Consider the following 23,552-nt stretch of genomic DNA (forward strand, 5'->3'; position numbering starts at 1 on the left):
GTAGGCGGAAAAGCAGGCCATCGATGCGCAGAGGGTTTGGCGCGCGCAGGAAGCTCGGTGTCGGTGCGGTGCTTGTGATGCTGGCCTTCACGGCGCTGGCCGAGGGTGGCTTTTACCACAAAGTGCGGGAAAGCGTCGGTGAATGGACCGGTCTTTTGAGTGCCCGGGCACCAGCATCGCCGCAGACGCTCAACGCCCAGGGCAGCATCACCGTGGCCTTTTCGCCCAAGGGCGGAGCCACCCAGGCGGTGGTCGATGCCATTCGCGGCGCAAAGGAACGCATCTGGGTACAGGCCTACAGTTTCACCAGCGCCCCCATTGCCCAGGCCCTGGTCCAGGCGCATGGTCGCGGGGTCAAGGTAATTGCCGTGCTCGACAAGAGTCAGCGCACCGCCAATTATTCAGAAGCGGACTACCTGGCCAACCATGCGGTACCCACCTATATCGACGACCAGCATGCCATCGCGCACAACAAGATCATGGTGATCGATGGGGACACCCTGATCACCGGCAGCTTCAACTTCACCAAGGCCGGCGAGAAGTCCAATGCCGAAAACCTGCTGATCTTCCGGGGAAATCCGGCACTGGTGGATCTTTATGGTCAGAACTTCCAGCATCACCGGGCGCATTCGACGGAGTTCAGGAACCGGCGCGGCTATGATTGAGCCTGAACGCCTCGCCGGTGGAATGCCTCGATGAATCCGGCCACCGCATCGGGACCGTTCAGATCCAGACGCGGGCAGGGGCAGTCCAGGGGCGCATCGCTGGCCACCGCCCGGATCCAGGGATCATCGCGCGCGAGCAGCGGATGGCCGAGGCTCGGGCGGTGCACTTCCAGCTTGGGATGCTTGCCGTGGCGCATGCCCTCGACCAGCACCAGATCACTACGCGCCGGGTCGAGTTGCGCCAGCAGCGTCTCGAGCTGAGGTTCCTGGGGTTCGGGGAGTTCGGTGAAAAGCGCCCAGCGCCGGTCTGAGGCCGCCAGTACCTGGGCCGCGCCGGCCTCGCGCAGGCGATAGCTGTCCTTGCCGGGGATGTCCGGGTCGAAGTCGTGGTGGGTATGCTTGATGACTGCCACCCGCAGGCCACGCTGACGCAGCAGGGGGATGAGCCGGGTCAGCAGGGTGGTCTTGCCGCTGCCGCTGAAGCCCGCGATGCCGAGAACGATCATGCTTGATTATCTCCGCAGGGGATCATGAGAAATCATCCGCCAGCGTGGCTGTGAGATCCTGCGGATGGTTGCAGTTAAACATTTGGGTTTCCGTGAAGTCCACCCAGTTATGGGGGATGTCGGCGTACCAGCCCTGCACCCGCCGCTCGCCACGGGCGAGATAAGCATCCAGCAGGGGCAGGAGATCTCGCCGGCACAGACAAAGCAAGGGATGTGGTCCGGATGGACTGCGCGCCAGCACCAGAGGAACGCTGTCGCGCGCACCCCAGAGCCGTTCGACAATGTCATCCGGCAGCAGGGGGCTGTCGACTGGCTGGGTGAAAAGCCAGTCTTCCCGGGCATGCAACAGTCCCTGGCGCAGACCCTGCAGGGGACCTGGATAGCCCGGCATGTCATCCTCCAGCACTCGGCAGCCCAAGGCCCTGTAATCCGCCTGGTTGCGGTTGGCGCTGATGAGAATCTCGCGGGCTTGGTCACGCAGCCTGTTGAGCGCATGCTCGACCAGCGGGGCGCCCTGCCAGAGCAGCCAGCCCTTGTCCTGGCCCTGCATGCGCCGGCCCGCGCCGCCTGCAAGGATCAGGGCGCTCAGGGGCAGGGGTGTATGGTGCGTGGCAGGCATCCGGGCATTGTAGACAGGGCTTGGTATTCATGCCAGCGCCAGCAGGCGCGATATTTTCAAGACATTCTGAAAAGGTGATCCCATGTTCAAGGACTGGTTCAGGAAATCTACGCCGGACAAAGCCGAGTCACGCAAGAGCCTGGTGCTGGAGGCGGGGATTCCGCCGGAGGAGCGGGTGGATCAGCTTCCGCTCTCGCAAATCCAGTTTCTGCGCCATTTCAACGGCTTTGGCGAACTGCCCGATGATCCGCAATTGCGGGATACGCTCTTGCGCAGCCTGCAGGATCCGAATTTTCTGCTGGATCTGCCGCGCGGCACGGCCCAGCGCCTGCTGTCGCCTGGTGGTGCGCTGGCCGGCTCGGGCATCGCTGCAGATACCTTGCTGCGCTTCCTGAATCTGATGCATGGCGAGGTCACCCGGGCCATGTACATCAAGGCTGCCCGCGAACGCCTCGGCGCGCGCGGCATCCGCTTCCTGCTGCCCGACAACGTCACGGTCCCGCCGGAGGAGCGGGCCATCGTCGAGACGGATGCCCATGGGCTTGGTGCCGGAGCTTATCCCTTTGACGCCATGCCGGAAAACCCGCATCCCGGGCAGCCGGCCAAGTATTACGTGCGGGTCATCCTGGACGAGCCTTCCTGAATGATCCAACCTGTTTTTTAGGCATTGTTTTGGGTATTCTAGGACGTTTTATGTTGCCAGGCTGGGCAAGCCGGCAGATCCTTCAAACAGTCAGGGTGGGAACGTAGCCTCATGAGCAAGAAAATCGCGGTGTTGCCGGGGGATGGCATTGGTCCGGAGATCGTGGCCGAAGCCGTCAAGGTGCTGGTCTGGTTGCGGGATGCGCAGGGGCTGGATCTGGAGATGAGCGAGGCCCTGGTCGGTGGCGCGGCCATCGACGCGACCGGCGGCCCGCTGCCCGAAAGTACCCTGAAGCTTGCCCTGGAGGCCGATGCCGTCCTGCTGGGTGCGGTGGGTGGCCCCAAGTGGGAACCGCTGCCGCATGCCATCCGCCCGGAGCGCGGCCTGCTGGGACTGCGCAAGGAGCTGGATCTCTTTGCCAATCTGCGGCCCGCCAGCGTCTATCCGCAACTGGTTGATGCCTCGCCGCTCAAGCCCGAGCTGGTGTCCGGCATCGACATCCTGGTGGTGCGCGAACTGACCGGAGACATCTATTTCGGCCAGCCGCGCGGCGTCGAAACCCTGCCCGATGGCAGCCGCCGCGGCTACAACACCATGGTCTATTCGGAAGCCGAGATCGAGCGCATCGCCCATGTCGCCTTCAAGGCCGCACAGGGTCGCCAGGGCAGGCTCTGCTCGGTGGACAAGGCCAACGTGCTGGAGACCACCGAACTCTGGCGCGAGGTCCTCACCCGCATCGGCCAGCAGGAATACCCCGAGGTCGAGCTGAGCCACATGTACGTGGACAATGCCGCCATGCAACTCATCCGCAATCCGCGCCAGTTCGATGTGATCGTCACCGGCAATATCTTCGGCGACATCCTCTCGGACGAGGCCAGCCAGCTCACTGGCTCCATCGGCATGCTGGCCTCTGCCAGTCTTGGCACGAAATACGGCATGTACGAGCCCATCCACGGCTCAGCGCCGGATATTGCCGGCCAAGGGATTGCCAATCCGATCGCGACCATCCTGTCCGTTGCCATGATGCTGCGCTACTCCCTGAACGAGCCGGTCTGGGCGGATCGCATCGAGGCCGCGGTCAGCCGGGTGCTGGATCAGGGCCTGCGCACCGCGGACATCCATGCGCCGGGCACCCGGCGGGTGGGTACGCACGAGATGGGTGACGCCGTCCTGGCGGCCCTGCAGGCCGGCCAGTGAAAAATCATTCCGCGTCGCCTATTTAACTATTTTCTTCGGGAGCATGCCTCAGTCGGTGTGTCTCCCAAGCAGAACATCCCTGGAGATTGCCGTGAAGAAGTCTGCCTATAACGTGGCCGTACTGGGCGCCACCGGCGCCGTTGGCGAAACCATGCTGTCCATCCTTGAGTCCCGCAAATTCCCGGTTGCCGAACTCTACCTGCTCGGTAGCGAACGCTCGGCCGGGGCCGAGATCAGCTTTCGCGGCAAGACCCACATCGTGGGCAATGCCGCGGATTTCGACTGGTCGAAGGCCGATATCGGACTTTTTTCAGCGGGTGGTTCGGTCAGCGCCGAGTACGCCCCGAAGGCCGCCGCAGCCGGTTGCGTGGTGATCGACAACACCGCGCAGTTCCGTTATGAGCCGGACATTCCGCTGGTGGTGCCCGAGGTCAATGCCCATCGCATCGCCGATTACACCAATCGCGGCATCATCGCCAACCCCAACTGCTCGACCATCCAGATGCTGCTGGCCCTGAAGCCCATCCATAACGCCGCCCGGATCGAGCGCGTCGTGGTTTCCACCTATCAGGCCGTCAGCGGCACCGGCAAGGCCGCCATCGAGGAACTCGCCGGCCAGACCATGGCACTGTTCAACCACAAGGAAGTCGAGGCGAAGGTCTACCCCAAGCGCATCGCCTTCAACTGCCTGCCCCAGATCGACGTCTTCCTGGACAACGGGTATACCAAGGAAGAAATGAAGATGACCTGGGAGACCAAGAAGATCATGGAGGACGACAGCATCGAACTGTCCGCCACCTGCGTGCGCGTGCCGGTGTTCTATGGGCATTCCGAGGCCGTGAATGTGGTGACCGAGAAAAAATTGTCCGCCGAACAGGTACGCGAACTGCTCGGCCAGGCCCCTGGCGTGCAGGTCATGGACGAGCGTCAACCGGGCGGCTATCCCACCGCCACCGAGGCCGCCAACACAGATCCCGCCTATGTCGGGCGCATCCGCGAGGACGTATCGCATCCGCGTGGCATCAATTTCTGGGTGGTGGCCGACAACGTGCGCAAGGGCGCGGCGCTCAACAGCGTGCAGATTGCGGAATTGCTGATTCGCGACTACATATAAATTTGAAAATCCACAATGCGCAAAACGCATGCGGGTGAGGAACAGGCGTGGATATAAAAAATCAATAAGCACCGGGGCGCGCTCCTGCGCGAACCGGCATCACGGGAGGCTGCATGCGTAGCAAGATACTGGGTGGATTACTTCTCGGCGCGGGCCTCATGGCCCCGACGGTTTCCTGGTCCCTGGGACTGGGTGACATGACCGTCCTGTCCGGGCCGGGAGAACCCTTCCGGGCCCAGATTCCACTGCGCTCCGTAACCGCCGAGGATCTCGATGCCCTACGGGTGCGGCTGGCGTCGCCGGCAGCCTTTGACAGCATCGGCGTGCAACGCGCCCCCGGTGTCGAGCAGCTCAATTTCCGCATCAAATCCGGCGGCACGCCGGTCGTGCTTGTCAGCAGCAGTCGTCCTCTCCCTGCGGGGAGCCTGCACTTCCTGGTGGAACTGGAATGGGGTGGTGGCAAGCTGATCAAGGATTATCTGGCCCGCATGCGTTATCCCGAATCACCCGTTGCCAGTCCCGTGTTGCCCCAGCCTGTCATCACCGTACCAGTCGCACCGTCCCAGGCCATGCCCGTGCAGCGCCCGACAGTTGCTTCCTCCGGCAACCAGGCCCACGCAATGCCCCGGCATGCCAGCCGCCCGGCGCCGCAGCCCATCGGTCCTGGCCAGCAGTGGTCGCGGGTGGCCATCTATGGTCCGGTGACCGGCAAGGACAATCTCTACCGCATCGCCTCGCGGATGCGCGGTGACAATGGTTTGGGCCTGAGCCAGGTCATGGCTGCCCTGTATCAGCACAATCCAGACGCCTTTCTTGGCGGCAATCCGGACGTCCTGCGCCCGGGTGCCGTGCTCAAAGCCCCTCCGCTGAATCTGATTCAGGCGATGAGTGATGCCGACGCCGTGCGCATCCTGACCCGCCGTGAAGCCGGGGCCGCCAAGCCGCATGCCCGCCCCGCCGCGCCGGTCAGCCCGGCAGTCGTCCAGCCAGTCAAACCGGAGCCAGGGACCCGACCGGTTTCTGCCCCGGCACAGGTAAGACCTGCAGCGCCAGGACAGCCCGATTTTTATATCAGCCCTGCAGCAGCCACAGCCAGCGCCGCAACGGCTGGCAGCGCTACGGTTTCGGCAAGCGTGCAGGCCCTGCAGGAAGAAAATCTGGCCAATAAAAAGGCCTACGAGCTGCTTTCCCAGACGGTCACGCGTCTGAACCAGAAGATGGGGGAGCAGCAGAAGCACCTGCTGGAGCTTCAGGCCCAGAGCGATGCCACCCTGCGGAACTCCCCGGATGCCCTGCTCAAGAATCCGCTGATGCTGCTGATGGTGGGCAGCAATGCCCTGCTTCTGGTGCTGGTGCTGTACCTGCTCTGGCGTCAGCGGCGCAGCAGCCGCGACATTGCCGCGGCTCAGGCCAGCCTGCGATCCATGGAAAAGGAAAAGGTGCTGCAGAGCCGCGAGCAGAATCGCACGGCCAGGCGGCAGAAGATCGACTCGCAAGCAGTCGCCATTGCAACGCCGGCTGCCGTTCCTGCTGTTCAGAAAGAAGCGGCCCCGGCACAGATCACGGAACAGGTGCTCGCCAGCACGGAGAGTCCTGAGGTGGATGCCCTCGATCAGGCGGAGCTTTATCTGACCTACGGCCGGGTTCAGCAGGCACAGGAGGCACTGGAAACAGCCCTGACGCAGCAGCCCGGTCGCAAGGAGGTCTACGTGAAGTTGCTGGATCTCTATGCCAAGCAGTCGAAGCTGGATGATTATCTGGACCTGGCGGAACGCATGCGGGGCCGCTTTGGCAAGGACAATCCGGCCTGGCGCGGGGTGATGGCGCAGGGGGCTCTGCTCTTTCCAGGCAATCCCTTGTTCGAGGATCAACCTGTAGCCGCTGCGACGCCGAACCCGGCGTCTGGGTTCATGGAACTGGACCTTTCCGACAATGCTCCAGCTGCTGTCAGGGATAGCGACCATTCATTTGAGGAACTCGCGGCTGCCCAGGAGAATTCCAGCCCGGAACCTGGCGGTCAGGAAGTCGCAACCGCTGGATCCAATATCATCGATTTCGACCTGGGTGGGCTTGAATTCGATCCTGCCAGCGCGCGGGCCGGTTCACGGGTCCTGAAGGATTCAGTCGTTTCGACCAGTGAAGTTGCTGAATTCAATCTGGACCTTGCCCCGGAGTCAGGTCTTGCCAAGGCGCACGAGGATGTCTTTGCCGCGCTGGATCGTGAGTTCAGCGCCCTGGAAGAAGTCGTGACACCATCATCTTCGGAGTCGTTCACGCCTGAAAGGGAAGAGGGATTGTTCCTGGATCTGGCACCGGCCACAGCTGTCGCCCCTGATCCAGCCAGTGAAACGGATCTCACTGACTGGGATGGCATGGATACCAAGCTTGATCTCGCCAAGGCCTACGTGGATATGGGGGATAGTGAATCAGCCCGCGAACTGTTGCAGGAAATCGCGCAACAGGGCGACGCCCGCGTGCGCTCCGAGGCCCAGCAACTGCTTGCCGCCATTGGCTGATTAGCAGCGCCCGCTTTGCTTGCTGCTCGTGCCCCCCTGGGGGCACGCTGTGCGACTATCATGCCCTGTTGCAACGGGCCAGGGCTGGAGTGATTCCTTGCTAGGGGTATGTCGTTCCATCAGAGCCTTGCATCCACTGGCCCGGCTCTGGGTGCTCATCATCATCAGTCTGGCCCTGACTTTTCATCTGGTCCCCTTGCTGCCGGTGCTGCTCCTGTTGACTACCCTGGTTCTGCTCTGCGACAGGCCGGATCGCCAGATCCTCATGCGTACCTTGCGGCGACTGCGTTGGCTTCTGCTCGCCACCCTGCTCCTGCACGCCTATTTGACGCCGGGGCCCTTGCTTTTCCCGGAAGTCGGGGTATTGTCTCCGGCACGCGAGGGCTTGCGGGAAGGGTTGCTGCGTTCCCTGGCCCTGCTTTTCATGGCCTTCTGGGCGATCTGGCTCATGCATGGCGTTGCGCCCGCTCTTATGGCCCAGGCAATTGCACGCCTGCTGCAGCCCTTTGGCCGGCTGGGGTTTCCCGTGGCGCGCCTGGCCTCCCGCCTGTCCCTGACCCTGGCCGCCGTGGATGCCATGGGCGCACGGGCGCGCAGCCTGCGTGATAGTCTTGCCACCGAACGCATGCCCGAGGGGCTATGGGCAGGCTTGCGGCTGAGGGCCGAGGTGCTCCTGCGGCTTTTTGAAGAAATTGAAAATGAGCATCCCGCAGCAAGGCCCGAGCCAGAGATGCCCTTGCCGAGACTTGCCTGGCGGGATCTCCTGATGCTGTTGCTGGTTCTTGGTCTGATGGGGTTTGCTTTGTTGATCGATGGTTTGCAATGAGAATTGCTATTGGTGTTGAGTACGATGGCTCGGCCTTTTGTGGCTGGCAGCGCCAGCATGGTCAGCCGAGTGTGCAGGCGGCGGTGGAAGCGGCCCTCTCACGCGTTGCCAACGAGCCTATCGAAGTCGTGGTGGCCGGGCGCACGGACACTGGTGTACATGGCATCGGCCAGGTCGCCCACTTTGATAGCAGTGCGCTTCGCAGCGAATACGCCTGGGTGCGTGGTGCCAATGCCGCCTTGCCCGCGGCCGTGAGCCTACGCTGGGCCCTTCCTGTTCCCGATGATTTCAATGCCCGCTTTTCCGCGACCGGGCGTGCCTATCGCTACCTCATTCTCAACCGCCCGGAACGGCCTGCCTTGCGTCGCCATTTCGTCAGCTGGATCTACACACCACTTGATGCCGATCTCATGCAGGCGGCGGCAGGGCATCTGATCGGGCGCCATGACTTTTCCGCATTCCGCGCCAGCAGTTGCCAGGCCAGGCACCCGGTGCGTGAACTACGGCGGCTACAGGTCACCCGCATGGGTGATCTGATCGCCCTGGACGTGGAAGCCAACGCCTTCCTACATCACATGGTGCGCAACCTGGCCGGTGTCCTGATCGCCGTTGGCAGCGGCCAGCAGGCGCCGGGCTGGGCGGCCGAGGTGCTTGAAAGCCGCGACCGGCGGCTGGCCGGCGTCACAGCCCCCCCTGCGGGGCTCTATCTGACCCATGTCAGCTATCCCGAGCGCTTTGGCTTGCCCCAGCTTCTGGCCGAACCCTGGTAGCTTCAGAAACTGAGCAGCTTGTTTGCTGCCTCCAGATAGGGCAGGGCCTGGGAAACGCTGAAAGCCGGGATGTCGGGCAGCACGTCGGCTGGCGTCAGGTCAAACAGATCCATCGAGGTGGCGCAGAGCACGAATTGCGCGCCATTATCCCGTGCCAGTTGCATGAACTGCGCCACCGATTTGCCGCCGGGCTTTGGATAGATTTCCTCGGCAACGCCTTTCTTGAGCAGCAGGGTGCCAAGGCCGGTGAAATAGACCACTACCGAACGCTCCTCGGCCGCTGCCGTGGCCGCGAGAAAGAAAGGAGAGGCGAGGCGGCGCGGGGTATCCGGCCCGCTGGTCATGACGATGCCGAGATCGATCTGCTGCGGGGTGTTGTCCTGTGGCGTGCTCATGGGAACCTCCGGGAAAGATGAATCATATTAAATTATGACACTGGATTTCCGGGAAAGTTGTCGCAGGCTTTTCCCTGAGGGGAAAGGCTTTTCTGGGCAGGGATTTACTGCTACCTTTCGCGCATGATTCGTGTGAAAATTTGTGGGATCGGCTCGCGGGAAGATGCCTTGCTGGCTGCAGACGCCGGTGCGGATGCCATTGGGCTGGTGTTTTATGCCAAGAGCCCGCGCAATGTGGACATCGGGCAGGCGCAGGCCATCCTTGCCGTCTTGCCGCCTTTCGTCAGCACCGTCGGCCTGTTCGTGAATGAGACGCCTGAACGGGTGCGCGAGGTTCTGGCTCATTGCCCGCTCGATATCCTGCAGTTTCATGGTGAGGAAACGCCAGAGTATTGCGCCAGTTACAGTCGGCCCTATCTCAAGGCCCTGCGCATGCACCCGGACCTCGACCCCTTGGCTGAGATGGCGCGTCATCCCCAGGCGCGTGCCTTTCTGCTGGACGCCTACAGTCCGCTGGCCGCAGGTGGTACCGGGCAGCTTTTCGACTGGGCGCGGGTGCCGCGCGAGAGCAGCCGGCCCCTGATCCTGGCCGGTGGCCTCGGACCCGAAAACGTGGCAGATGCCATCCGCCTGGCCCAGCCCTATGGGGTGGACGTCAGCAGTGGCGTGGAATTGCGCCCGGGCGTCAAGGACGCGAAGCTGGTCAGGGCCTTTGTCGAACGTGCGCGCCAGGCGCGAATCTGAGCGCGGACCTGGAATTCAATGCAGTGAGGATGATTCATGTCGACCTATAACCTGCCGGACGAGCATGGCCGTTTCGGCCCTTACGGTGGCGTCTTTGCCGCCGAGACCCTCATGGCGGCGCTCGATGAGCTGAATGCCGCTTACAAGGCAGCGAGCCAGGACCCGGCCTTTCAGGCGGAATTTCACGGCGAACTCGCCCAGTTCGTGGGCCGTCCCAATCCGCTTTATCATGCCGCGCGGCTATCGCGAGAGATCGGCGGCGCGCAGATCTATCTCAAGCGCGAGGATCTCAACCATACCGGTGCGCACAAGATCAACAACACCGTTGGTCAGGCCTTGCTGGCCCGGCGCATGGGCAAGCAGCGGGTGATCGCCGAGACCGGCGCCGGTCAGCACGGGGTTGCCACTGCCACCGTCGCGGCGCGTTATGGCATGGAATGCATCGTCTACATGGGCGAGGAGGACGTTCGCCGCCAGGCCATCAACGTGTTTCGCATGAAGCTCCTGGGTGCCGAAGTGAGGCCGGTGACGAGCGGCTCGCGCACGCTCAAGGATGCCCTGAACGAGGCCATGCGCGACTGGGTCACCCATGTCGAAGATACCTTCTACATCATCGGCACCGTGGCCGGACCGCATCCCTATCCGATGATGGTGCGCGATTTCCATCGCGTGATCGGCGACGAGGCGCGGGCCCAGCATCTGGCCCAGACCGGCCGCCTGCCGGATGCCTGCGTGGCCTGCGTGGGTGGCGGCAGCAATGCCATCGGGCTGTTTTATCCTTTCATCGAGGATGCCGGCGTGCGCCTGGTTGGCGTCGAGGCCGGTGGCAGTGGGCTTGAGACCGGCCGGCACGCCGCCCCGCTCACGGCCGGCCGGCCGGGCGTGCTGCATGGCAACCGCACCTATCTCATGGAAGATGCCGATGGCCAGATCATCGAGACCCACTCGATTTCCGCCGGGCTCGATTACCCGGGCGTCGGCCCCGAACACGCTTATCTGAAGGATATCGGCCGCGCCGAGTATGTGGCGATCACCGATTCTGAGGCCATTGCCGCCTTTCATCGCCTGACCCGCACCGAGGGCATCATGCCGGCGCTGGAAAGCTCGCATGCCATCGCCCAGGGCTTCAAACTCGCCGCGGAAATGCGCCCGGAGCAGAGCATCATCATCAATCTGTCCGGCCGGGGCGACAAGGATATCCACAGCGTGGCCGAATACATGGAGAAACACCCCGAATGAGCCGTCTCGCCCCGACCTTTGCCCGTCTGCAGCAGGCCGGACAGGCCGCCATGATCCCGTTTTTCACGGCAGGCGATCCCGAGCCTACCGCCACCCTGCCGATGCTCCACGCTCTGGCTGCCGCTGGCGCCGATATCATCGAGCTTGGCGTGCCTTTTTCCGATCCCATGGCGGACGGACCCACCATTCAGCAGGCCAACGAGCGCGCCCTGCGTCATGGTATGAATCTGACGCAGGTGCTGGCGGCCGTGGCCGAATTCCGCAAGGAAAACCAGCACACACCCGTGGTGCTGATGGGCTATCTCAACCCTGTCGAGGTCATGGGTTATGAAGCCTTCGCGAAGGCGGCCGCCTTCGCCGGGGTGGATGGCGTGATCACCGTGGACATGCCCCCCGAGGAGGCCGAGGCACTGATATCCGTGCTGCGCGCCCGGGCCATCGATCCGATCTTCCTGCTGGCGCCGACCAGCAGCGAGACCCGCATGCAGCGCGTGGCGGCGGTGGCGAGCGGTTTCGTCTATTATGTCTCCATGCGCGGCGTTACCGGGGCCGGTGGCCTCGATATGGCCGAGGTGGCAGCCCGGATCGCGCGGGTGCGCCAGCATACCAGCCTGCCCCTTGGGGTGGGCTTCGGCATTCAGGATGCCGCTACGGCCGCCGCCATGGCCAGGATGGCCGATGCCGTGGTGGTGGGCAGTGCCGTGGTGCGCGAGATTGCAGCAGCCTCTGACGTAGCGGATGCAGTTGCCCGTGCCGGCAGGCTGGTAAAGGAGATGGCCGTGGCCGTGCACAAGGCGCGTCAGGCTGTACAGGAGATTGCATGAGCTGGTTCGAGAAGCTGCTGCCCCCGAAGATCAAGAAAGACAAGAACGCCAAGGCCGAAGAGAACAAACGCGCCGTACCTGAAGGGCTGTGGTCCAAGTGTCCGACCTGCCAGAGCGTGCTTTTCAAGGCGGAAATCGAGGAAAACCAGGACGTCTGCCCCAAGTGCGGGCACCACAACCGCATTGGCGCACGGCGGCGGCTGGACCTCTTTCTCGATCCTGAGCCCCGCCTGGAACTCGGCGCCCACTACATTCCGGTCGACCCGCTGCGTTTCAAGGACCAGAAGCGTTACAAGGATCGCATTGCCGCGGCCCAGCAGGCCACCGGTGAGACCGATGCCCTGGTGGCCATGCGGGGGCAGCTCAAGGGCCTGCCGGTAGTGGCCACAGCCTTCGAATTCAGCTTCATGGGTGGCAGCATGGGCTCCGTGGTCGGGGCGCGTTTCGCCAAGGCGGCGGAAACGGCCCTGCAAAACCGCATTCCGCTGGTCTGCTTTTCTGCTTCCGGCGGGGCGCGCATGCAGGAAGCCCTGCTCTCCCTGATGCAGATGGCCAAGACTTCGGCCGCCCTGGAGAAGCTGGCCAAGGCCGGCATTCCCTACATCTCGGTGATGACCGATCCGACCATGGGTGGCGTGTCCGCCAGCCTTGCCATGCTCGGCGACATCCAGATCGCTGAACCCAAGGCTTTGATCGGCTTCGCAGGACCCCGGGTGATCGAGCAGACCATTCGCGAAACCCTGCCGGAGGGCTTTCAGCGTTCGGAATATCTGCTGGAGCACGGCGCCATCGACATGATCGTCGATCGCCGCGCGATGCGTGACACCATTGCCAGCCTGCTGAGCACCCTGACGCAGCAGCCCCTGCGCCAGGCCTGATGCTGGATTTTCCAGAAGCGCAGTCGTCGTGATTGCCCCGGGAATCAATGCCTGGTTGAGACGCCTCGAGGCCATGCAGCCGGCACGTATCGAGCTGGGCCTGGAGCGCGTGCGCGCGGCCATGGCAGGCATGGGCCTGCCTGCGCGTTTGCCCGTACCGACCCTGCTGGTGGGGGGGACCAACGGCAAGGGCTCGGCGGTGGCTTATCTCAAAGCCATGCTGTCGGCTGCCGGATACCGGGTTGGCGCCTACACCAGCCCCCATCTGCTGCGCTACAACGAACGCATAGCCATTGGCGACCAGTTCATCAACGACGACGCGCTGGTTGCCACCTTTGAGGCCGTGGAAGCTGGCCGTGGCGACCTGCCACTCACCTATTTCGAGTTCGGGACCCTGGCCGCGGTGCAGGCCTTCCTGCAAGCCGAGGTGGAGATCATTCTGCTGGAAGTGGGGCTGGGCGGGCGGCTGGACGCGGTGAATGCCTTCGAGCCGGATCTATCCCTGCTGATGAGTCTGGACCTTGATCACCGTGACTGGCTCGGGCCGGACAGGGAAAGCATCGCGCGCGAGAAGACCGGCATCTTTCGCGCCGGTGTGCCAGCCGTCTGCGCCGATCCACAGCCGCCACTGGCGGTCTCGGTCGCCGCCGAACGGCTTGGCCTACCACTCTATCAGGCTGGCCGGGATTTCCGGGTGCAGCGTGCAGGAACTGATGCTTGGGACTGGACAGGGCCGGGTGGCGAGCTGCTGGAACTGCGCTTGCCGGCCTTGGCGGGCAAGCATCAACTCGCCAATGCCGCTGCCTGCATCTGCGCGCTGCACGCCCTGCCGCAACTTGAAGTCCCGGAGCAAGCCGTGCGCGCCGGCCTTGCAAAGGCTCGCATTGCCGGGCGTTTTCAAAGCGTCCAGCGCGCTGGCAGGCCGGTCCTCATTCTCGATGTGGCGCACAATCCCGATGCCGCCCGCGCCCTGGCGGCGAATCTCGCAAGCCTGCCTGGCCCCGGTCGCGTGCAGGCGATGGTCGGCATGCTGGCGGACAAGGATCACGCGGCAACCCTGGAGCCCTTGATCCCCCATGTGGATCGCTGGTTCTGTATCACCCCGGACAGCCCGCGTGCCCTGGATGCCGGTACCCTGGCATCGATCCTGCGCGGATTGGGCGCCTCCAGAGTGGAGACCCCGGGCGATGCGGCAAGGGCCCTCCGCGCTGCGGAAGCTGGTGCCGAAGGTCGGGATGTCGTGCTCGTTTTCGGTTCATTTCTGACCGTGGCCGCGGCCGCGGCACTGGAGCAATTAGATGTCGCTTGATGCACGAGGGAAGGACGTGAAAGAAACCGGCCAGGACAAGGAATTCGAATCTTTTGATAATTTCTGGGATGACGAACCGCGCGATCGGCGCCCTGGGCCGGCCCCCAGGCGCTTGAGCCAGTTCGTGCTCGGCGGCTTTGCCGCCGTGCTTGTGGTGCTGCTGATGGTGTTCATGTTCAGTGATCGGGAGCCGCCTGAGAAGTCGCGGAATGGAGCGCAGTCCGAACTGGTCATCCCGCTCGATAGCCCGGTAGCGGCCGATGATACCGGCAATTCCGGACAGCAGCCGGTACCGCCACTGGCGGCAGCTCCCGAAGATGGCGAGCCTTTTGTCGGCGCCCAGGACGGTGGCGCCCCGATCACGGCGGACGGCTCACTGGCATCTGCCAATACCAGCCAGTCGGCGATGGACGTTCGTCGGGATGCGCCTCAAGACGCGCCACAACCAGCACAGGCCGCCAGACCGGCAAGTCCACCTGTTCCCTATGAACTGGGTATGGCCCCGCGCCCGGCGGCGCGGCCGGAAGCCGTGGCGCCGAAGGCCGCCCCCGCGGACCGGAACGACGCTGGCAAGGCCATTCCTGTCACACCGGGCGAGCCAGTTGCGGACACCGGCCAGGCAAACCCGCGAGAGGCCGGCCTGCAGGCGCGCCTGGCCCGCGAAAGTGCGCAGGCGGCGCAACCGGCCGCTGCGACGCCGGCCGTTTCAGATAAGGAAGCCCGTGTATTCCTGGTACAGCTTGGCGCCTTCAAGGCGCGTGAAAATGCCGACAAGCTGCTGCAGTCGCTGGGCAGTACCGGAAATCTGAAGCTGCATGTGGTGGAGGACGCCGCGCGCGGCGTGTACAAGGTCCAAAGCGGTCCTTATGCCGAGGCGACCGAAGCCCGGCAGGCCAGAGAGCAGATCATGCGCCAGGCTGGCAACATCCAGCCGATCATCCTGCCAGTTCGCTGATCTACTGATTCGGCGCGGAGCAACACATGGTCTGGTTTGATTATCTGCTGCTTGGCATCCTGTTGCTTTCGACGCTGGTGGGGCTGCTCCGGGGATTCGTCCGCGAGGTCTTTTCGCTGCTCCTGTGGGCCGTCGGCCTGTATGTGGCCTTTCACTTTGCGACGCCCGCGGGAGAGTTGCTCGCACCCTTTTTCAGCTCGCCCTTTCTGCGTGTCGTCGGTGGCTTTCTGCTGCTCTTCCTGCTGACGGTGTTTGTCGGCAATCTTTTCGCCATGCTGCTGCAGCATCTCCTGAACAAGGCCGGCCTGTCGGTCGTGGACCGGGGGCTGGGCGGTGGTTTCGGGCTGCTACGGGCGCTTCTCGTGAGCGGCGCGCTGGTATTGCTGATCCAGGCAAGCTCGCTGACCCGGAGCGACTGGTATCGCCATTCCCTGACCATTCCCTGGTTCACGCCAGTGGCGCATACGTTGTATAATCATTTGCCTGAATCGTTGTCTAAGGTCCTGCGACCCAAACCAGAGGTGGAGTCCCCTTGAACGCTTCCTCGCCTTGCCACGCTGCATCCCCCCGTACCCTGCTGCTCGATGATGATCATTTTCATGATGAATGTGGTGTCGTCGGCATTTTTGCACACCCCGAGGCCGCCAACCTGGCTTATCTGGGCCTTTATGCGCTTCAGCACCGCGGCCAGGAGGCCGCCGGTATCGTCTCCAGCGATGGAGAGAAATTCCATAATCATCGTGGCATGGGTCGGGTGGCCGATGTTTTCAAGGCCGATGACATAGTCAGGCTGCTGGGAAATCGTGCCATCGGCCATGTGCGTTATTCCACCACGGGCGGCTCGGTGCTGCGCAATACCCAGCCCCTGCACATCAAGTATCGGCACGGCTCGCTGGCCCTGGCCCACAATGGCAATCTGGTGAACGCCAAAGAACTGCGCGAAGAACTGGAGCATGCCGGCTCCATTTTCCACACCGACATGGATACCGAGGTCATCCTGCACCTGGTTGCGCGTACCGAGGGCAAGGATGCCGGCGAGCGCCTCGCGACTGCCCTGACGCGGACCAAGGGCGCCTATTCGCTGGTGGCCCTGACCGAGACCCGTCTGATCGGCGTGCGTGATCCCCTGGGTTTCCGGCCTCTGGTGCTCGGGCGACTGGACTCCGGTGGCTATGTGCTGGCCTCGGAAACCTGCGCCCTGGATCTGATCGGCGCGGAGTTCGTGCGTGACATCGCGGCCGGTGAGATGGTCATCATATCCGAGGGCGGCATCGAGTCGCGCTTTCCCTTTGCGCCGACACAGCGGCGCATGTGCGTCTTTGAGTACATCTATTTCGCCCGCCCCGACAGCACGCTCGATGGCATCAATGTCTATCAGGCGCGCAAGCGCATCGGGCGCGAGCTGGCGCGCCTGTTCCCGCGTGACGCCGATGTCGTCGTCCCGGTGCCGGACTCGGGCGTGGCGGCGGCCATGGGTTATGCCGAGGCTACGGGCATCCCCTTCGAGCTGGGTCTGATCCGCAACCATTACGTGGGTCGCACCTTCATTCAGCCGGCCCAGTCGGTGCGCGACTTCGGTGTCAAGGTCAAGCTCAATCCCATGCCCTCCGTGCTCAAGGGCAAACGCGTGGTACTGGTGGATGACTCCATCGTGCGCGGTACCACCAGCGCCAAGATCGTCAATCTGGTGCGGGATGCCGGGGCCCGCGAGGTGCATTTCCTGGTCAGCTCGCCGCCCACCACCGGGCCCTGCCATTATGGCATCAACACCCCGGACCGCTCGCAGCTGATCGCCGCCCAGCATACCGAGGAAGAGGTGCGCAAGCTGATCAATGCCGACAGCCTGGGTTATATCTCCATCGAGGCCCTCTACCAGGCCATGGGTGGACGTGAGGCGGGCTATTGCGACGCCTGTTTCTCGGGGGATTATCCGATCTTCCAGGATCATGGCATGAGTGCGCGGCAGTTGCGCCTGATCCGGGAGGCCTGAGTGGACGAGGAATCCCTGCAGGAGTCAGGCTGGCACATCGATACCCTGGCCGTTCGCGCCGGGGTGCATACCACGGCCGAAGGCGAACACAGCGAGCCGATCTACCCGACCTCCTCCTACCGCTTCAAGAGCGCGGCGGAGGCCGCGGCGCGCTTTGCCGGTGAACCCGGCAATGTCTACAGCCGTTACACCAATCCCACCGTGCGCGCCTTCGAGGAGCGACTGGCCGCCCTGGAAGGGGCGGAGGTCGGTGTCGCGACCGGCTCGGGCATGGCTGCCTGTCTCGCGGTCTTCATGGGGCATTTGAAGGCGGGCGATCATGTGGTCGCATCGCGCGCCATCTTCGGCACCACGGTACAGATGCTGAGCAACATTCTGGGCCGCTTCGGGTTGGAAACCACTTTCGTGGATCTCACCGATCCGGCGGCCTGGCGCGCGGCCATCCGTCCCAATACCCGCATGCTGTTTCTGGAAACGCCCAGCAACCCCATGACCGAGATCGGGGATCTGCAGGCGCTGGCGGAAATCGCCCATGGAGCCGGCGCCCTGCTGGTGGTGGACAATACCTTCTGCACCCCGGCGCTGCAGCGCCCGCTGGAATGGGGCGCGGATGTGGTGGTGCAGGCGGCGACCAAGTACATCGATGGTCAGGGCCGCTGCCTGGGTGGCGCGGCACTCGGACGCCGGGAACTGATGGAACCGGTTCGTGGATTCCTGCGCACCGCAGGCCCCAGCCTCAGCCCCTTCAACGCCTGGGTCTTTCTGAAGGGTCTGGAAACCCTGTCCCTGCGCATGGAGCGTCATTGCGCCTCGGCCCAAACCCTGGCCGAGTGGCTGGAGGCGCAGCCGCAGGTCACTCGGGTATTCTATCCAGGACTTGCCAGCCATCCGCAGCATGCGCTCGCCAGGCGTCAGCAGAAAGCCGCTGGTGGCATCCTGTCCTTTGATGTCAAAGGCGGTCAGCCGGCAGCCTGGGTCTTCATGGATGCCCTGCGGATCTGCTCGATCAGCGCCAATCTGGGGGATGCCAAGACCATCGTCACCCATGCCGCGACCACCACCCACAGCCGGGTGAGCCCGGAGGCGCGCGCGGCGGCGGGAATCACCGATGGCCTGGTACGCATCAGCGTCGGGCTGGAGGATGTCCGGGATCTGCAGGCGGATATTGCCCGCGGGCTTGCGGCAGCCGGGGCGTTCTGACCCGGATTACCCTTGCGGCAAACATTCGCCCTTTTATGGTCTATTACTAAGGGTAGGCGACCATTGCATCCTTAACCAAGGAGGAGCGGATCATGCCGGGAAATTACAGGGTTCTCCAGGCCGGGCAACTGGACAAGGGCATCAGTTTTTACCGCTATTCGCTGGATTTGCCGAAAAAGGTCACAGCCGACAGTCCTGCTGTGGATGTCATGACCGATCTCAAGCGTGTCACGGCGGTTACCGTGACACCCGATACCGCCATCGATCAGGCGCTGCAGAAGATGATCCATGCCGAAGTCCGCATGTTGCTGGTGGCGGACTGGCATCTGGAGGTGGTGGGGGTGATTACCGCCCGTGACATCCTGGGCGAAAAGCCAGTGCATTTTTCATCCAGTGAGCGTCTGCCCAGGGATCAGATCCTGGTCGAGCACATCATGACGCCTCAGGACGAGATTCAGGTCTTGCAAATGGAAGACGTGCTACACGCCAGGGTGGGTGATGTCATCCAGACCCTGCGAGAGGCTGGCCGGCAGCATGCCCTGGTGGTGGAGCCGGATGGGCCAGGCAAGAACCAGATCATCCGGGGAATTTTTTCGACCACGCAAATCGGGCGGCAGCTTGGCATCGAGATCGAGCCAAGCGGCGCCAAACAGAGTTTCTCCGAACTCGAAGCGGCGCTCAACCACTGACATCGCATGAAAGCCCCGGCAAAAGGGGCCTTCGCGGTCCTGGGGCTGGGCTTGAAGCCGGCTAGTGCATCGCCCCAACCGATTTCTGCTGATAGCTTTTCATCAGATCCTTCACGGCTGGCGCAAAGCCGGGCTGGCTCACCTGCTGCAGGCCTTCCTGAAAAAATGCTGGTGCATCTTCGGGGAGATATTTCAGCAGCAGTTCGAAGGCATGTTCCATCTGCTCGGTATCCTGGGCGCGGGTGGCGGTGATGGCATGGTTCATCAAGAGGATGCGCCAGGGTCGGCTAGGATCCTTTTCCAGGTCGGCGCGAATCGGGGCATCCGTGGCCAGGATGACCTGTTCCATCAACTGGGCGATGCGGAGCAGATGTTGAGGATCCTGGTTGACGTTGGCCAGGCCGGCGAGGGCATTGACGACAGGTTCCAGGGTGCGGATATTGCCCTTGTGGCGAATTACCCAGGCGGCCACTCCCAGCGCGGTGACATCCATGGCCTGGCGGGCCGTCTTTTCGTTCAGGCGGTCGGCCCAGGTGGCGAGATCCTGCAGGAATCCAATGGCGTAATCAGCAATCTGCTCCTGATCGTCCTCCGGCAGGTCCGGATCCCAGACTTCGGTTTTGTCGAGCTTCTGCATCACCGCCAGCATCTGTCGCACGGCATCCACCAGCATCGGGGGCGTGACCTGCTCGCCGGTTTTGATGTCTGACTGGGCAAAGGCGGTCAGGACGCTTTGCGCCGCCTGTTCGAAGCGCGACTGGGTGCCGTCCAGGCTGATGTTCAATGGGTCGCTGCTAGCCAAGTCGTCCTCCTTTCATGGGATGTAAAAAATTCGCACCTATTCTACAGTGCACGTTTCAGTTTTAACCATAAGACGATGTTCCCCGAGGCTTAGATGTCAGCAAATTCCGCAGTATCCATTGCAGAGCGCCTTCGCATCGACCTGCATAGCCACTCCACCGCGTCCGATGGTTCGCTGACGCCCGCGGCCCTGGTCGAATCGGCGGTGGCGGCCGGACTGAGGGTGCTGGCCCTGACCGATCATGACAATACCGCAGGGATCAGCGAGGCCCGTGCTGCGGCCGAAGGCCGTGGTTTGCTGCTGGTGCCCGGCGTCGAGGTATCGGTGACCTGGAACAGTCAGGTCACCCATATTGTCGGGCTGCGGATCGATCCGGACAATACCGTCCTGCAGCAGGGCCTGGCGGGTCTGCGGGAGTTCCGGGTCTGGCGCGCCGAGGAGATCGGGCGCCGCCTTGCCGAGAGGGGCATAGAAGGTGCCCTGGATGGCGCGCGCAGTTTCGCCAAGGGTGAAATCGTCGGGCGCACCCACTTTGCTCGCTGGCTGGTGCAGGAAGGCTTTGCCCCGGACACCCGGCGCGTATTCGAGCGGTACCTCGTGCGCGGCAAGCCCGGGCACGTGCCCGGGCAGTGGGCAAGCCTGCAGGATGCCGTTGGCTGGATACGGGCCGCCGGCGGCCAGGCCGTCGTTGCCCATCCGGGACGCTACAAGCTCAGCGCCAGCAAGATGGCCGAATTCCTGGACGCCTTTCGCCAGGCAGGCGGGGAGGGCATCGAGGTCCTTTCCGGGAGCCAGGCCTTCAGTGACGCACCCCATTTTGCAAAGCTTGCCAGATATTTCGGCCTGAAGGGCTCCGCCGGCTCCGATTATCACGGGCCGGAGCAGACCTATCTCGCGCTGGGCCGCCTGCCCCTGCTGCCCGAGGGCGTGCCGGCCATCTGGCAGGACTGGCCGGAACTTGAACTGGCGGCCTGAGCGGGTAGCACTTTCGGCATATCGTTTTCAGGGAATCTGGTATGACCCAGTACTTTGAGGTGCATCCGCAAAATCCGCAACCGCGGCTGATACAGCAAGCTGCCGATCTTTTGCGTGAGGGTGGCCTGCTGGTTTATCCAACGGACAGCACTTATGCGCTTGGTTGCGCCCTGCACGCCACGACCGCCCAAGAGCGCCTGCGCCAGATCCGGCAACTGGATCTGCGCCATGACCTGAGTCTGTTGTTTCCGGATATTTCCCGGGTCACTGAATACGCCAAGGTAGACAATGCCGCGTTTCGTCTGTTGAAGCAAGCGACACCCGGCCCTTTCACTTTCATCCTGCCGGCCAGCCGGGACCTGCCGCGCAAGCTGGCCGACCCGCGCAAGAAGACCATCGGCATTCGCATTCCCGCGCATCCGGTCAGTCATGCGCTGCTGGCTGCCTTCGGTGAACCCTTTCTGAGCAGTACCCTGACCCTGCCCGGAGATGACCGGGTGATGACCGATCCCGCTGACATCCGCGACCGGCTCAAGCGTCAGGTCGATCTGATCCTGGACGGCGGTGCTGGCGGCCTGGAGCCGTCCACCGTACTGGATCTGACTGTCTGGCCGCCTCAGGTCATGCGCCAGGGATGTGGCGATCCGCACAGTATCGGCATCGAAACGCAGGACTGAAAGTCTTTCTGAAGATGAGTGCAGTAGCACACCGGTTTTGGGGGTGTTCCGGCGCCTGGTCGGAATACCCGCGGACGATCGCAGATACGCATTTTTGCAATGCGTTCGCGACAAAGGCTGATATACTGCCGGTATGAACGATCCGGTACAAATCATCCAAATCATTTCCATCTGGGCCTTGCCAGTACTCTTTGCCATCACCCTCCACGAGGTGGCACACGGCTGGATGGCCTGGCGCCTGGGCGATCCAACGGCCATGCTGATGGGACGCCTGAGCCTCAATCCCATCCGCCACATCGATCCGATCGGCACCATTCTTTTGCCGGCCGGTCTGGTGGCCATCGGCTCGCCCTTCGTATTTGGCTGGGCTAAGCCCGTGCCGGTCAATTTCGATGGCCTCAAGAATCCGAAACGTGACTCGATCTGGGTGTCCCTGGCTGGACCCGGCGCCAATCTGGGCATGGCCTTGTTCTGGGTCCTGGTGATCTGGCTGGGTGGACATCTGCCTGCAGGTGCCGCCTATTTTGCCGAGCCCATGCAACTGATGGGCATGGCCGGCATAACCATCAACCTGGTGCTGATGGTGCTCAATCTCATCCCGATTCCGCCCCTGGATGGCGGGCGGGTGGCGGCGGGGCTGTTGCCAGGGCCGCTTTCATACCAATTCAGCAAGCTCGAACCCTATGGCTTCATCATCCTGATCGTGCTGCTCTTTACCGGGGTGCTGGGCACCTTCATGGGACCGATCGTGTCGTCGCTGCGTCAGCTCTTCTTCGCCCTCGGAGGGGCGCCAATGCTATGAGTGATATTCCTGCAAACGCCAACCGGCGGGTGCTCTCCGGCATGCGGCCGACCGGCCGCCTGCATCTGGGGCATTATCACGGCGTGCTCAAGAACTGGATCCGCCTGCAGGCGGAATATGACTGCTTTTTCTTCGTGGCGGACTGGCACGCCCTGACCACCCATTACGAAGACCCGCGGGTGATCCATGATGGCACGCGGGAGATGCTCATCGACTGGCTGGCCGCCGGGGTGGATCCGGAGCAGGCGACACTCTTTGTACAATCGCAGATGCCCGAACATGCCGAACTGCACCTGCTGCTGTCGATGATGACGCCCTTGTCCTGGCTGGAACGGGTACCGACTTACAAGGACCAGATCGAGAATCTCAAGGAAAAGGATCTCTCGACCTATGGATTTCTCGGTTATCCCTTGTTGCAGAGCGCGGATATCCTGATCTATCGGGCGGGCCACGTGCCGGTGGGCGCCGATCAAGTGGCGCACGTCGAGATCACCCGCGAGGTCGCGCGGCGCTTCAACCACATCTATGGGCGCGAGCCGGATCAGGCGCAAAGAGCCGAGGAGAGCATCAAGCGCATGGGCAAGAAGGCCGCTCGCGAATATCGCGAGCTCTTTGCCCGCTATCAGGAACAGGGTGACGCGACTGCGCTGGAGGCAACGCGCAATCTGCTGGCCGAACAGGCCAACCTGAAGGCTGAGGAAAAGGACCGGCTGCTCTTTTATCTGGAAGGCCGTGGCCGGGAGATCCTGCCCGAACCTCAGGCCCTGCTCACGCCAGCCTCGAAGATGCCGGGCTTGGACGGGCGCAAGATGAGCAAGTCCTATGGCAATACCATTGCGCTGCGCGAAGATCCCGCGGAGGTGACGAAAAAGATTCGCACCATGCCCACCGATCCGGCGCGGGTGCGGCGCACGGATCCGGGTACACCCGAAAAGTGTCCGGTCTGGGCGCTTCATCAGGTCTATTCCGATGAATCGACCCGCACCTGGGCGCATCAGGGCTGCTGTAGTGCCGGCATTGGTTGCCTGGACTGCAAGCAGCCGGTAATCGACGGCGTGCTGGCGGAGCTAGAGCCCATCCAGGAACGCGCCCGAGCCCTGGAAGCAGAGCCGCAGCGCCTGCACAAGATTGTGCAGGCAGGTCAGCAGAAGGCCCGCGAAGTGGCTCAGGCAACCCTGAAAGAGGTTCGCCAGGTCATGGGTCTACGTTTCGTTTGA

At 63.1% G+C, this 23,552-nt stretch carries 25 protein-coding genes; 21 read left to right on the forward strand and 4 right to left on the reverse strand.

Going from position 1 to position 23,552, the window contains the following annotated elements:
- The first annotated feature begins 23 nt into the window (after positions 1 to 23).
- A complete protein-coding gene (locus WOB96_RS00780; protein WP_341369353.1) occupies positions 24 to 665 on the forward strand; it encodes a phospholipase D family nuclease in 642 nt (213 codons plus the stop codon).
- Here WOB96_RS00780 and mobB read toward each other — a convergent pair.
- Both mobB and mobA read right to left on the reverse strand, forming a co-directional pair.
- The gene (gene mobB / locus WOB96_RS00785; protein WP_341369354.1) at positions 656 to 1,171 is read right to left on the reverse strand and encodes a molybdopterin-guanine dinucleotide biosynthesis protein B; all 516 of its coding nucleotides are present in this window, start codon (positions 1,169 to 1,171) and stop codon (positions 656 to 658) included. The two genes, WOB96_RS00780 and mobB, sit on opposite strands and share 10 nt — an antisense overlap.
- A gap of 22 nt (positions 1,172 to 1,193) precedes the next feature.
- Positions 1,194 to 1,790, reverse strand: a complete 597-nt coding sequence (gene mobA / locus WOB96_RS00790; protein ID WP_341369355.1) for a molybdenum cofactor guanylyltransferase MobA — start codon at positions 1,788 to 1,790, stop codon at positions 1,194 to 1,196.
- An 82-nt stretch (positions 1,791 to 1,872) separates the two neighbouring features.
- Between mobA and WOB96_RS00795 the strand changes: the two genes are divergently transcribed.
- The 6 genes from WOB96_RS00795 to truA all read left to right on the forward strand — a co-directional run bounded on the left by WOB96_RS00795 (position 1,873) and on the right by truA (position 8,856).
- Positions 1,873 to 2,433 carry a hypothetical protein gene (locus WOB96_RS00795; RefSeq protein WP_341369356.1) on the forward strand — a complete coding sequence of 187 codons (561 nt, stop codon included), beginning with the start codon at positions 1,873 to 1,875 and terminating at the stop codon, positions 2,431 to 2,433.
- 111 nt (positions 2,434 to 2,544) lie between these two features.
- Complete coding sequence (leuB, locus tag WOB96_RS00800) at positions 2,545 to 3,630, forward strand: 3-isopropylmalate dehydrogenase (protein WP_341369357.1); 1,086 nt, start codon at positions 2,545 to 2,547, stop codon at positions 3,628 to 3,630.
- A gap of 91 nt (positions 3,631 to 3,721) precedes the next feature.
- On the forward strand, positions 3,722 to 4,744 hold the full coding sequence (locus WOB96_RS00805) for an aspartate-semialdehyde dehydrogenase (protein ID WP_341369358.1): 1,023 nt from the start codon (positions 3,722 to 3,724) through the stop codon (positions 4,742 to 4,744).
- Positions 4,745 to 4,857: 113 nt separating this feature from the next.
- Positions 4,858 to 7,260, forward strand: a complete 2,403-nt coding sequence (locus WOB96_RS00810; RefSeq protein WP_341369359.1) for a motility hub landmark protein FimV — start codon at positions 4,858 to 4,860, stop codon at positions 7,258 to 7,260.
- A gap of 49 nt (positions 7,261 to 7,309) precedes the next feature.
- Positions 7,310 to 8,086 (forward strand): CbiQ family ECF transporter T component, encoded by a 777-nt coding sequence (locus WOB96_RS00815; protein ID WP_341369360.1) that lies wholly within the window; start codon positions 7,310 to 7,312, stop codon positions 8,084 to 8,086.
- Positions 8,083 to 8,856, forward strand: a complete 774-nt coding sequence (gene truA / locus WOB96_RS00820) for a tRNA pseudouridine(38-40) synthase TruA (protein WP_341369361.1) — start codon at positions 8,083 to 8,085, stop codon at positions 8,854 to 8,856. The genes WOB96_RS00815 and truA overlap by 4 nt, the downstream gene beginning before the upstream one ends.
- Positions 8,857 to 8,858: 2 nt before the next feature.
- Here the strand turns inward: truA and WOB96_RS00825 are convergent, their stop codons facing one another.
- Positions 8,859 to 9,251: a DsrE family protein gene (locus WOB96_RS00825; protein WP_341369362.1), complete on the reverse strand. Its 393-nt coding sequence runs from the start codon at positions 9,249 to 9,251 to the stop codon at positions 8,859 to 8,861.
- Between the two features lie 123 nt (positions 9,252 to 9,374).
- On the opposite strand from WOB96_RS00825, the gene WOB96_RS00830 reads away from it, so the two are divergent.
- From WOB96_RS00830 to WOB96_RS00875, 10 genes are all read left to right on the forward strand, one after another.
- The gene (locus WOB96_RS00830; RefSeq protein WP_341369363.1) at positions 9,375 to 9,995 is read left to right on the forward strand and encodes a phosphoribosylanthranilate isomerase; all 621 of its coding nucleotides are present in this window, start codon (positions 9,375 to 9,377) and stop codon (positions 9,993 to 9,995) included.
- Between the two features lie 36 nt (positions 9,996 to 10,031).
- Positions 10,032 to 11,234, forward strand: a complete 1,203-nt coding sequence (gene trpB / locus WOB96_RS00835; RefSeq protein ID WP_341369364.1) for a tryptophan synthase subunit beta — start codon at positions 10,032 to 10,034, stop codon at positions 11,232 to 11,234.
- Positions 11,231 to 12,058, forward strand: a complete 828-nt coding sequence (trpA, locus tag WOB96_RS00840) for a tryptophan synthase subunit alpha (protein ID WP_341369365.1) — start codon at positions 11,231 to 11,233, stop codon at positions 12,056 to 12,058. The genes trpB and trpA overlap by 4 nt, the downstream gene beginning before the upstream one ends.
- A complete protein-coding gene (gene accD, locus WOB96_RS00845) occupies positions 12,055 to 12,936 on the forward strand; it encodes an acetyl-CoA carboxylase, carboxyltransferase subunit beta (protein WP_341369366.1) in 882 nt (293 codons plus the stop codon). The genes trpA and accD overlap by 4 nt, the downstream gene beginning before the upstream one ends.
- Before the next feature lie 28 nt (positions 12,937 to 12,964).
- The gene (gene folC / locus WOB96_RS00850) at positions 12,965 to 14,245 is read left to right on the forward strand and encodes a bifunctional tetrahydrofolate synthase/dihydrofolate synthase (protein ID WP_341369367.1); all 1,281 of its coding nucleotides are present in this window, start codon (positions 12,965 to 12,967) and stop codon (positions 14,243 to 14,245) included.
- Complete coding sequence (locus WOB96_RS00855; protein WP_341369368.1) at positions 14,235 to 15,200, forward strand: SPOR domain-containing protein; 966 nt, start codon at positions 14,235 to 14,237, stop codon at positions 15,198 to 15,200. Before folC ends, WOB96_RS00855 begins: the two co-directional genes overlap by 11 nt.
- Before the next feature lie 26 nt (positions 15,201 to 15,226).
- Positions 15,227 to 15,736 (forward strand): CvpA family protein, encoded by a 510-nt coding sequence (locus WOB96_RS00860; RefSeq protein ID WP_341369369.1) that lies wholly within the window; start codon positions 15,227 to 15,229, stop codon positions 15,734 to 15,736.
- Positions 15,733 to 17,190: an amidophosphoribosyltransferase gene (gene purF / locus WOB96_RS00865; RefSeq protein ID WP_341369370.1), complete on the forward strand. Its 1,458-nt coding sequence runs from the start codon at positions 15,733 to 15,735 to the stop codon at positions 17,188 to 17,190. The genes WOB96_RS00860 and purF overlap by 4 nt, the downstream gene beginning before the upstream one ends.
- Positions 17,191 to 18,390: an O-succinylhomoserine sulfhydrylase gene (locus WOB96_RS00870; RefSeq protein ID WP_341369371.1), complete on the forward strand. Its 1,200-nt coding sequence runs from the start codon at positions 17,191 to 17,193 to the stop codon at positions 18,388 to 18,390. It begins immediately after the preceding gene.
- 92 nt (positions 18,391 to 18,482) lie between these two features.
- Positions 18,483 to 19,079, forward strand: a complete 597-nt coding sequence (locus WOB96_RS00875) for a CBS domain-containing protein (protein WP_341369372.1) — start codon at positions 18,483 to 18,485, stop codon at positions 19,077 to 19,079.
- A gap of 61 nt (positions 19,080 to 19,140) precedes the next feature.
- On the opposite strand, the gene WOB96_RS00880 is transcribed toward WOB96_RS00875, so the two are convergent.
- Positions 19,141 to 19,881 carry a hypothetical protein gene (locus WOB96_RS00880; RefSeq protein WP_341369373.1) on the reverse strand — a complete coding sequence of 247 codons (741 nt, stop codon included), beginning with the start codon at positions 19,879 to 19,881 and terminating at the stop codon, positions 19,141 to 19,143.
- Positions 19,882 to 19,974: 93 nt separating this feature from the next.
- On the opposite strand from WOB96_RS00880, the gene WOB96_RS00885 reads away from it, so the two are divergent.
- The 4 genes from WOB96_RS00885 (at position 19,975) to WOB96_RS00900 (ending at position 23,552) form a co-directional block, all read left to right on the forward strand.
- Positions 19,975 to 20,856 (forward strand): PHP domain-containing protein, encoded by an 882-nt coding sequence (locus tag WOB96_RS00885; RefSeq protein ID WP_341369374.1) that lies wholly within the window; start codon positions 19,975 to 19,977, stop codon positions 20,854 to 20,856.
- A gap of 41 nt (positions 20,857 to 20,897) precedes the next feature.
- Positions 20,898 to 21,533, forward strand: coding sequence for an L-threonylcarbamoyladenylate synthase (locus tag WOB96_RS00890; RefSeq protein ID WP_341369375.1), 636 nt, complete (start codon positions 20,898 to 20,900; stop codon positions 21,531 to 21,533).
- 133 nt (positions 21,534 to 21,666) lie between these two features.
- Complete coding sequence (locus WOB96_RS00895; protein ID WP_341369376.1) at positions 21,667 to 22,335, forward strand: site-2 protease family protein; 669 nt, start codon at positions 21,667 to 21,669, stop codon at positions 22,333 to 22,335.
- Positions 22,332 to 23,552 (forward strand): tryptophan--tRNA ligase, encoded by a 1,221-nt coding sequence (locus tag WOB96_RS00900; RefSeq protein WP_341369377.1) that lies wholly within the window; start codon positions 22,332 to 22,334, stop codon positions 23,550 to 23,552. Before WOB96_RS00895 ends, WOB96_RS00900 begins: the two co-directional genes overlap by 4 nt.

This window comes from Thermithiobacillus plumbiphilus, from assembly GCF_038070005.1.
In the GTDB taxonomy this organism is placed as follows: Bacteria; Pseudomonadota; Gammaproteobacteria; order Acidithiobacillales; family Thermithiobacillaceae; genus JBBPCO01.

Coding starts and splice junctions, on each gene's coding strand:
- WOB96_RS00795 (WP_341369356.1), top strand. CDS start 1,873: ATGTTCAAGGACTGGTTCAGGAAATCTACGCCGGACAAAGCCGAGTCA.
- WOB96_RS00780 (WP_341369353.1), top strand. CDS start 24: ATGCGCAGAGGGTTTGGCGCGCGCAGGAAGCTCGGTGTCGGTGCGGTG.
- WOB96_RS00855 (WP_341369368.1), top strand. CDS start 14,235: ATGTCGCTTGATGCACGAGGGAAGGACGTGAAAGAAACCGGCCAGGAC.
- WOB96_RS00810 (WP_341369359.1), top strand. CDS start 4,858: ATGCGTAGCAAGATACTGGGTGGATTACTTCTCGGCGCGGGCCTCATG.
- accD (WP_341369366.1), top strand. CDS start 12,055: ATGAGCTGGTTCGAGAAGCTGCTGCCCCCGAAGATCAAGAAAGACAAG.
- WOB96_RS00890 (WP_341369375.1), top strand. CDS start 20,898: ATGACCCAGTACTTTGAGGTGCATCCGCAAAATCCGCAACCGCGGCTG.
- WOB96_RS00825 (WP_341369362.1), bottom strand. CDS start 9,251: ATGAGCACGCCACAGGACAACACCCCGCAGCAGATCGATCTCGGCATC.
- trpA (WP_341369365.1), top strand. CDS start 11,231: ATGAGCCGTCTCGCCCCGACCTTTGCCCGTCTGCAGCAGGCCGGACAG.
- WOB96_RS00875 (WP_341369372.1), top strand. CDS start 18,483: ATGCCGGGAAATTACAGGGTTCTCCAGGCCGGGCAACTGGACAAGGGC.
- WOB96_RS00885 (WP_341369374.1), top strand. CDS start 19,975: ATGTCAGCAAATTCCGCAGTATCCATTGCAGAGCGCCTTCGCATCGAC.
- WOB96_RS00900 (WP_341369377.1), top strand. CDS start 22,332: ATGAGTGATATTCCTGCAAACGCCAACCGGCGGGTGCTCTCCGGCATG.
- truA (WP_341369361.1), top strand. CDS start 8,083: ATGAGAATTGCTATTGGTGTTGAGTACGATGGCTCGGCCTTTTGTGGC.
- mobB (WP_341369354.1), bottom strand. CDS start 1,171: ATGATCGTTCTCGGCATCGCGGGCTTCAGCGGCAGCGGCAAGACCACC.
- WOB96_RS00860 (WP_341369369.1), top strand. CDS start 15,227: ATGGTCTGGTTTGATTATCTGCTGCTTGGCATCCTGTTGCTTTCGACG.
- WOB96_RS00830 (WP_341369363.1), top strand. CDS start 9,375: ATGATTCGTGTGAAAATTTGTGGGATCGGCTCGCGGGAAGATGCCTTG.
- mobA (WP_341369355.1), bottom strand. CDS start 1,790: ATGCCTGCCACGCACCATACACCCCTGCCCCTGAGCGCCCTGATCCTT.
- WOB96_RS00895 (WP_341369376.1), top strand. CDS start 21,667: ATGAACGATCCGGTACAAATCATCCAAATCATTTCCATCTGGGCCTTG.
- trpB (WP_341369364.1), top strand. CDS start 10,032: ATGTCGACCTATAACCTGCCGGACGAGCATGGCCGTTTCGGCCCTTAC.
- leuB (WP_341369357.1), top strand. CDS start 2,545: ATGAGCAAGAAAATCGCGGTGTTGCCGGGGGATGGCATTGGTCCGGAG.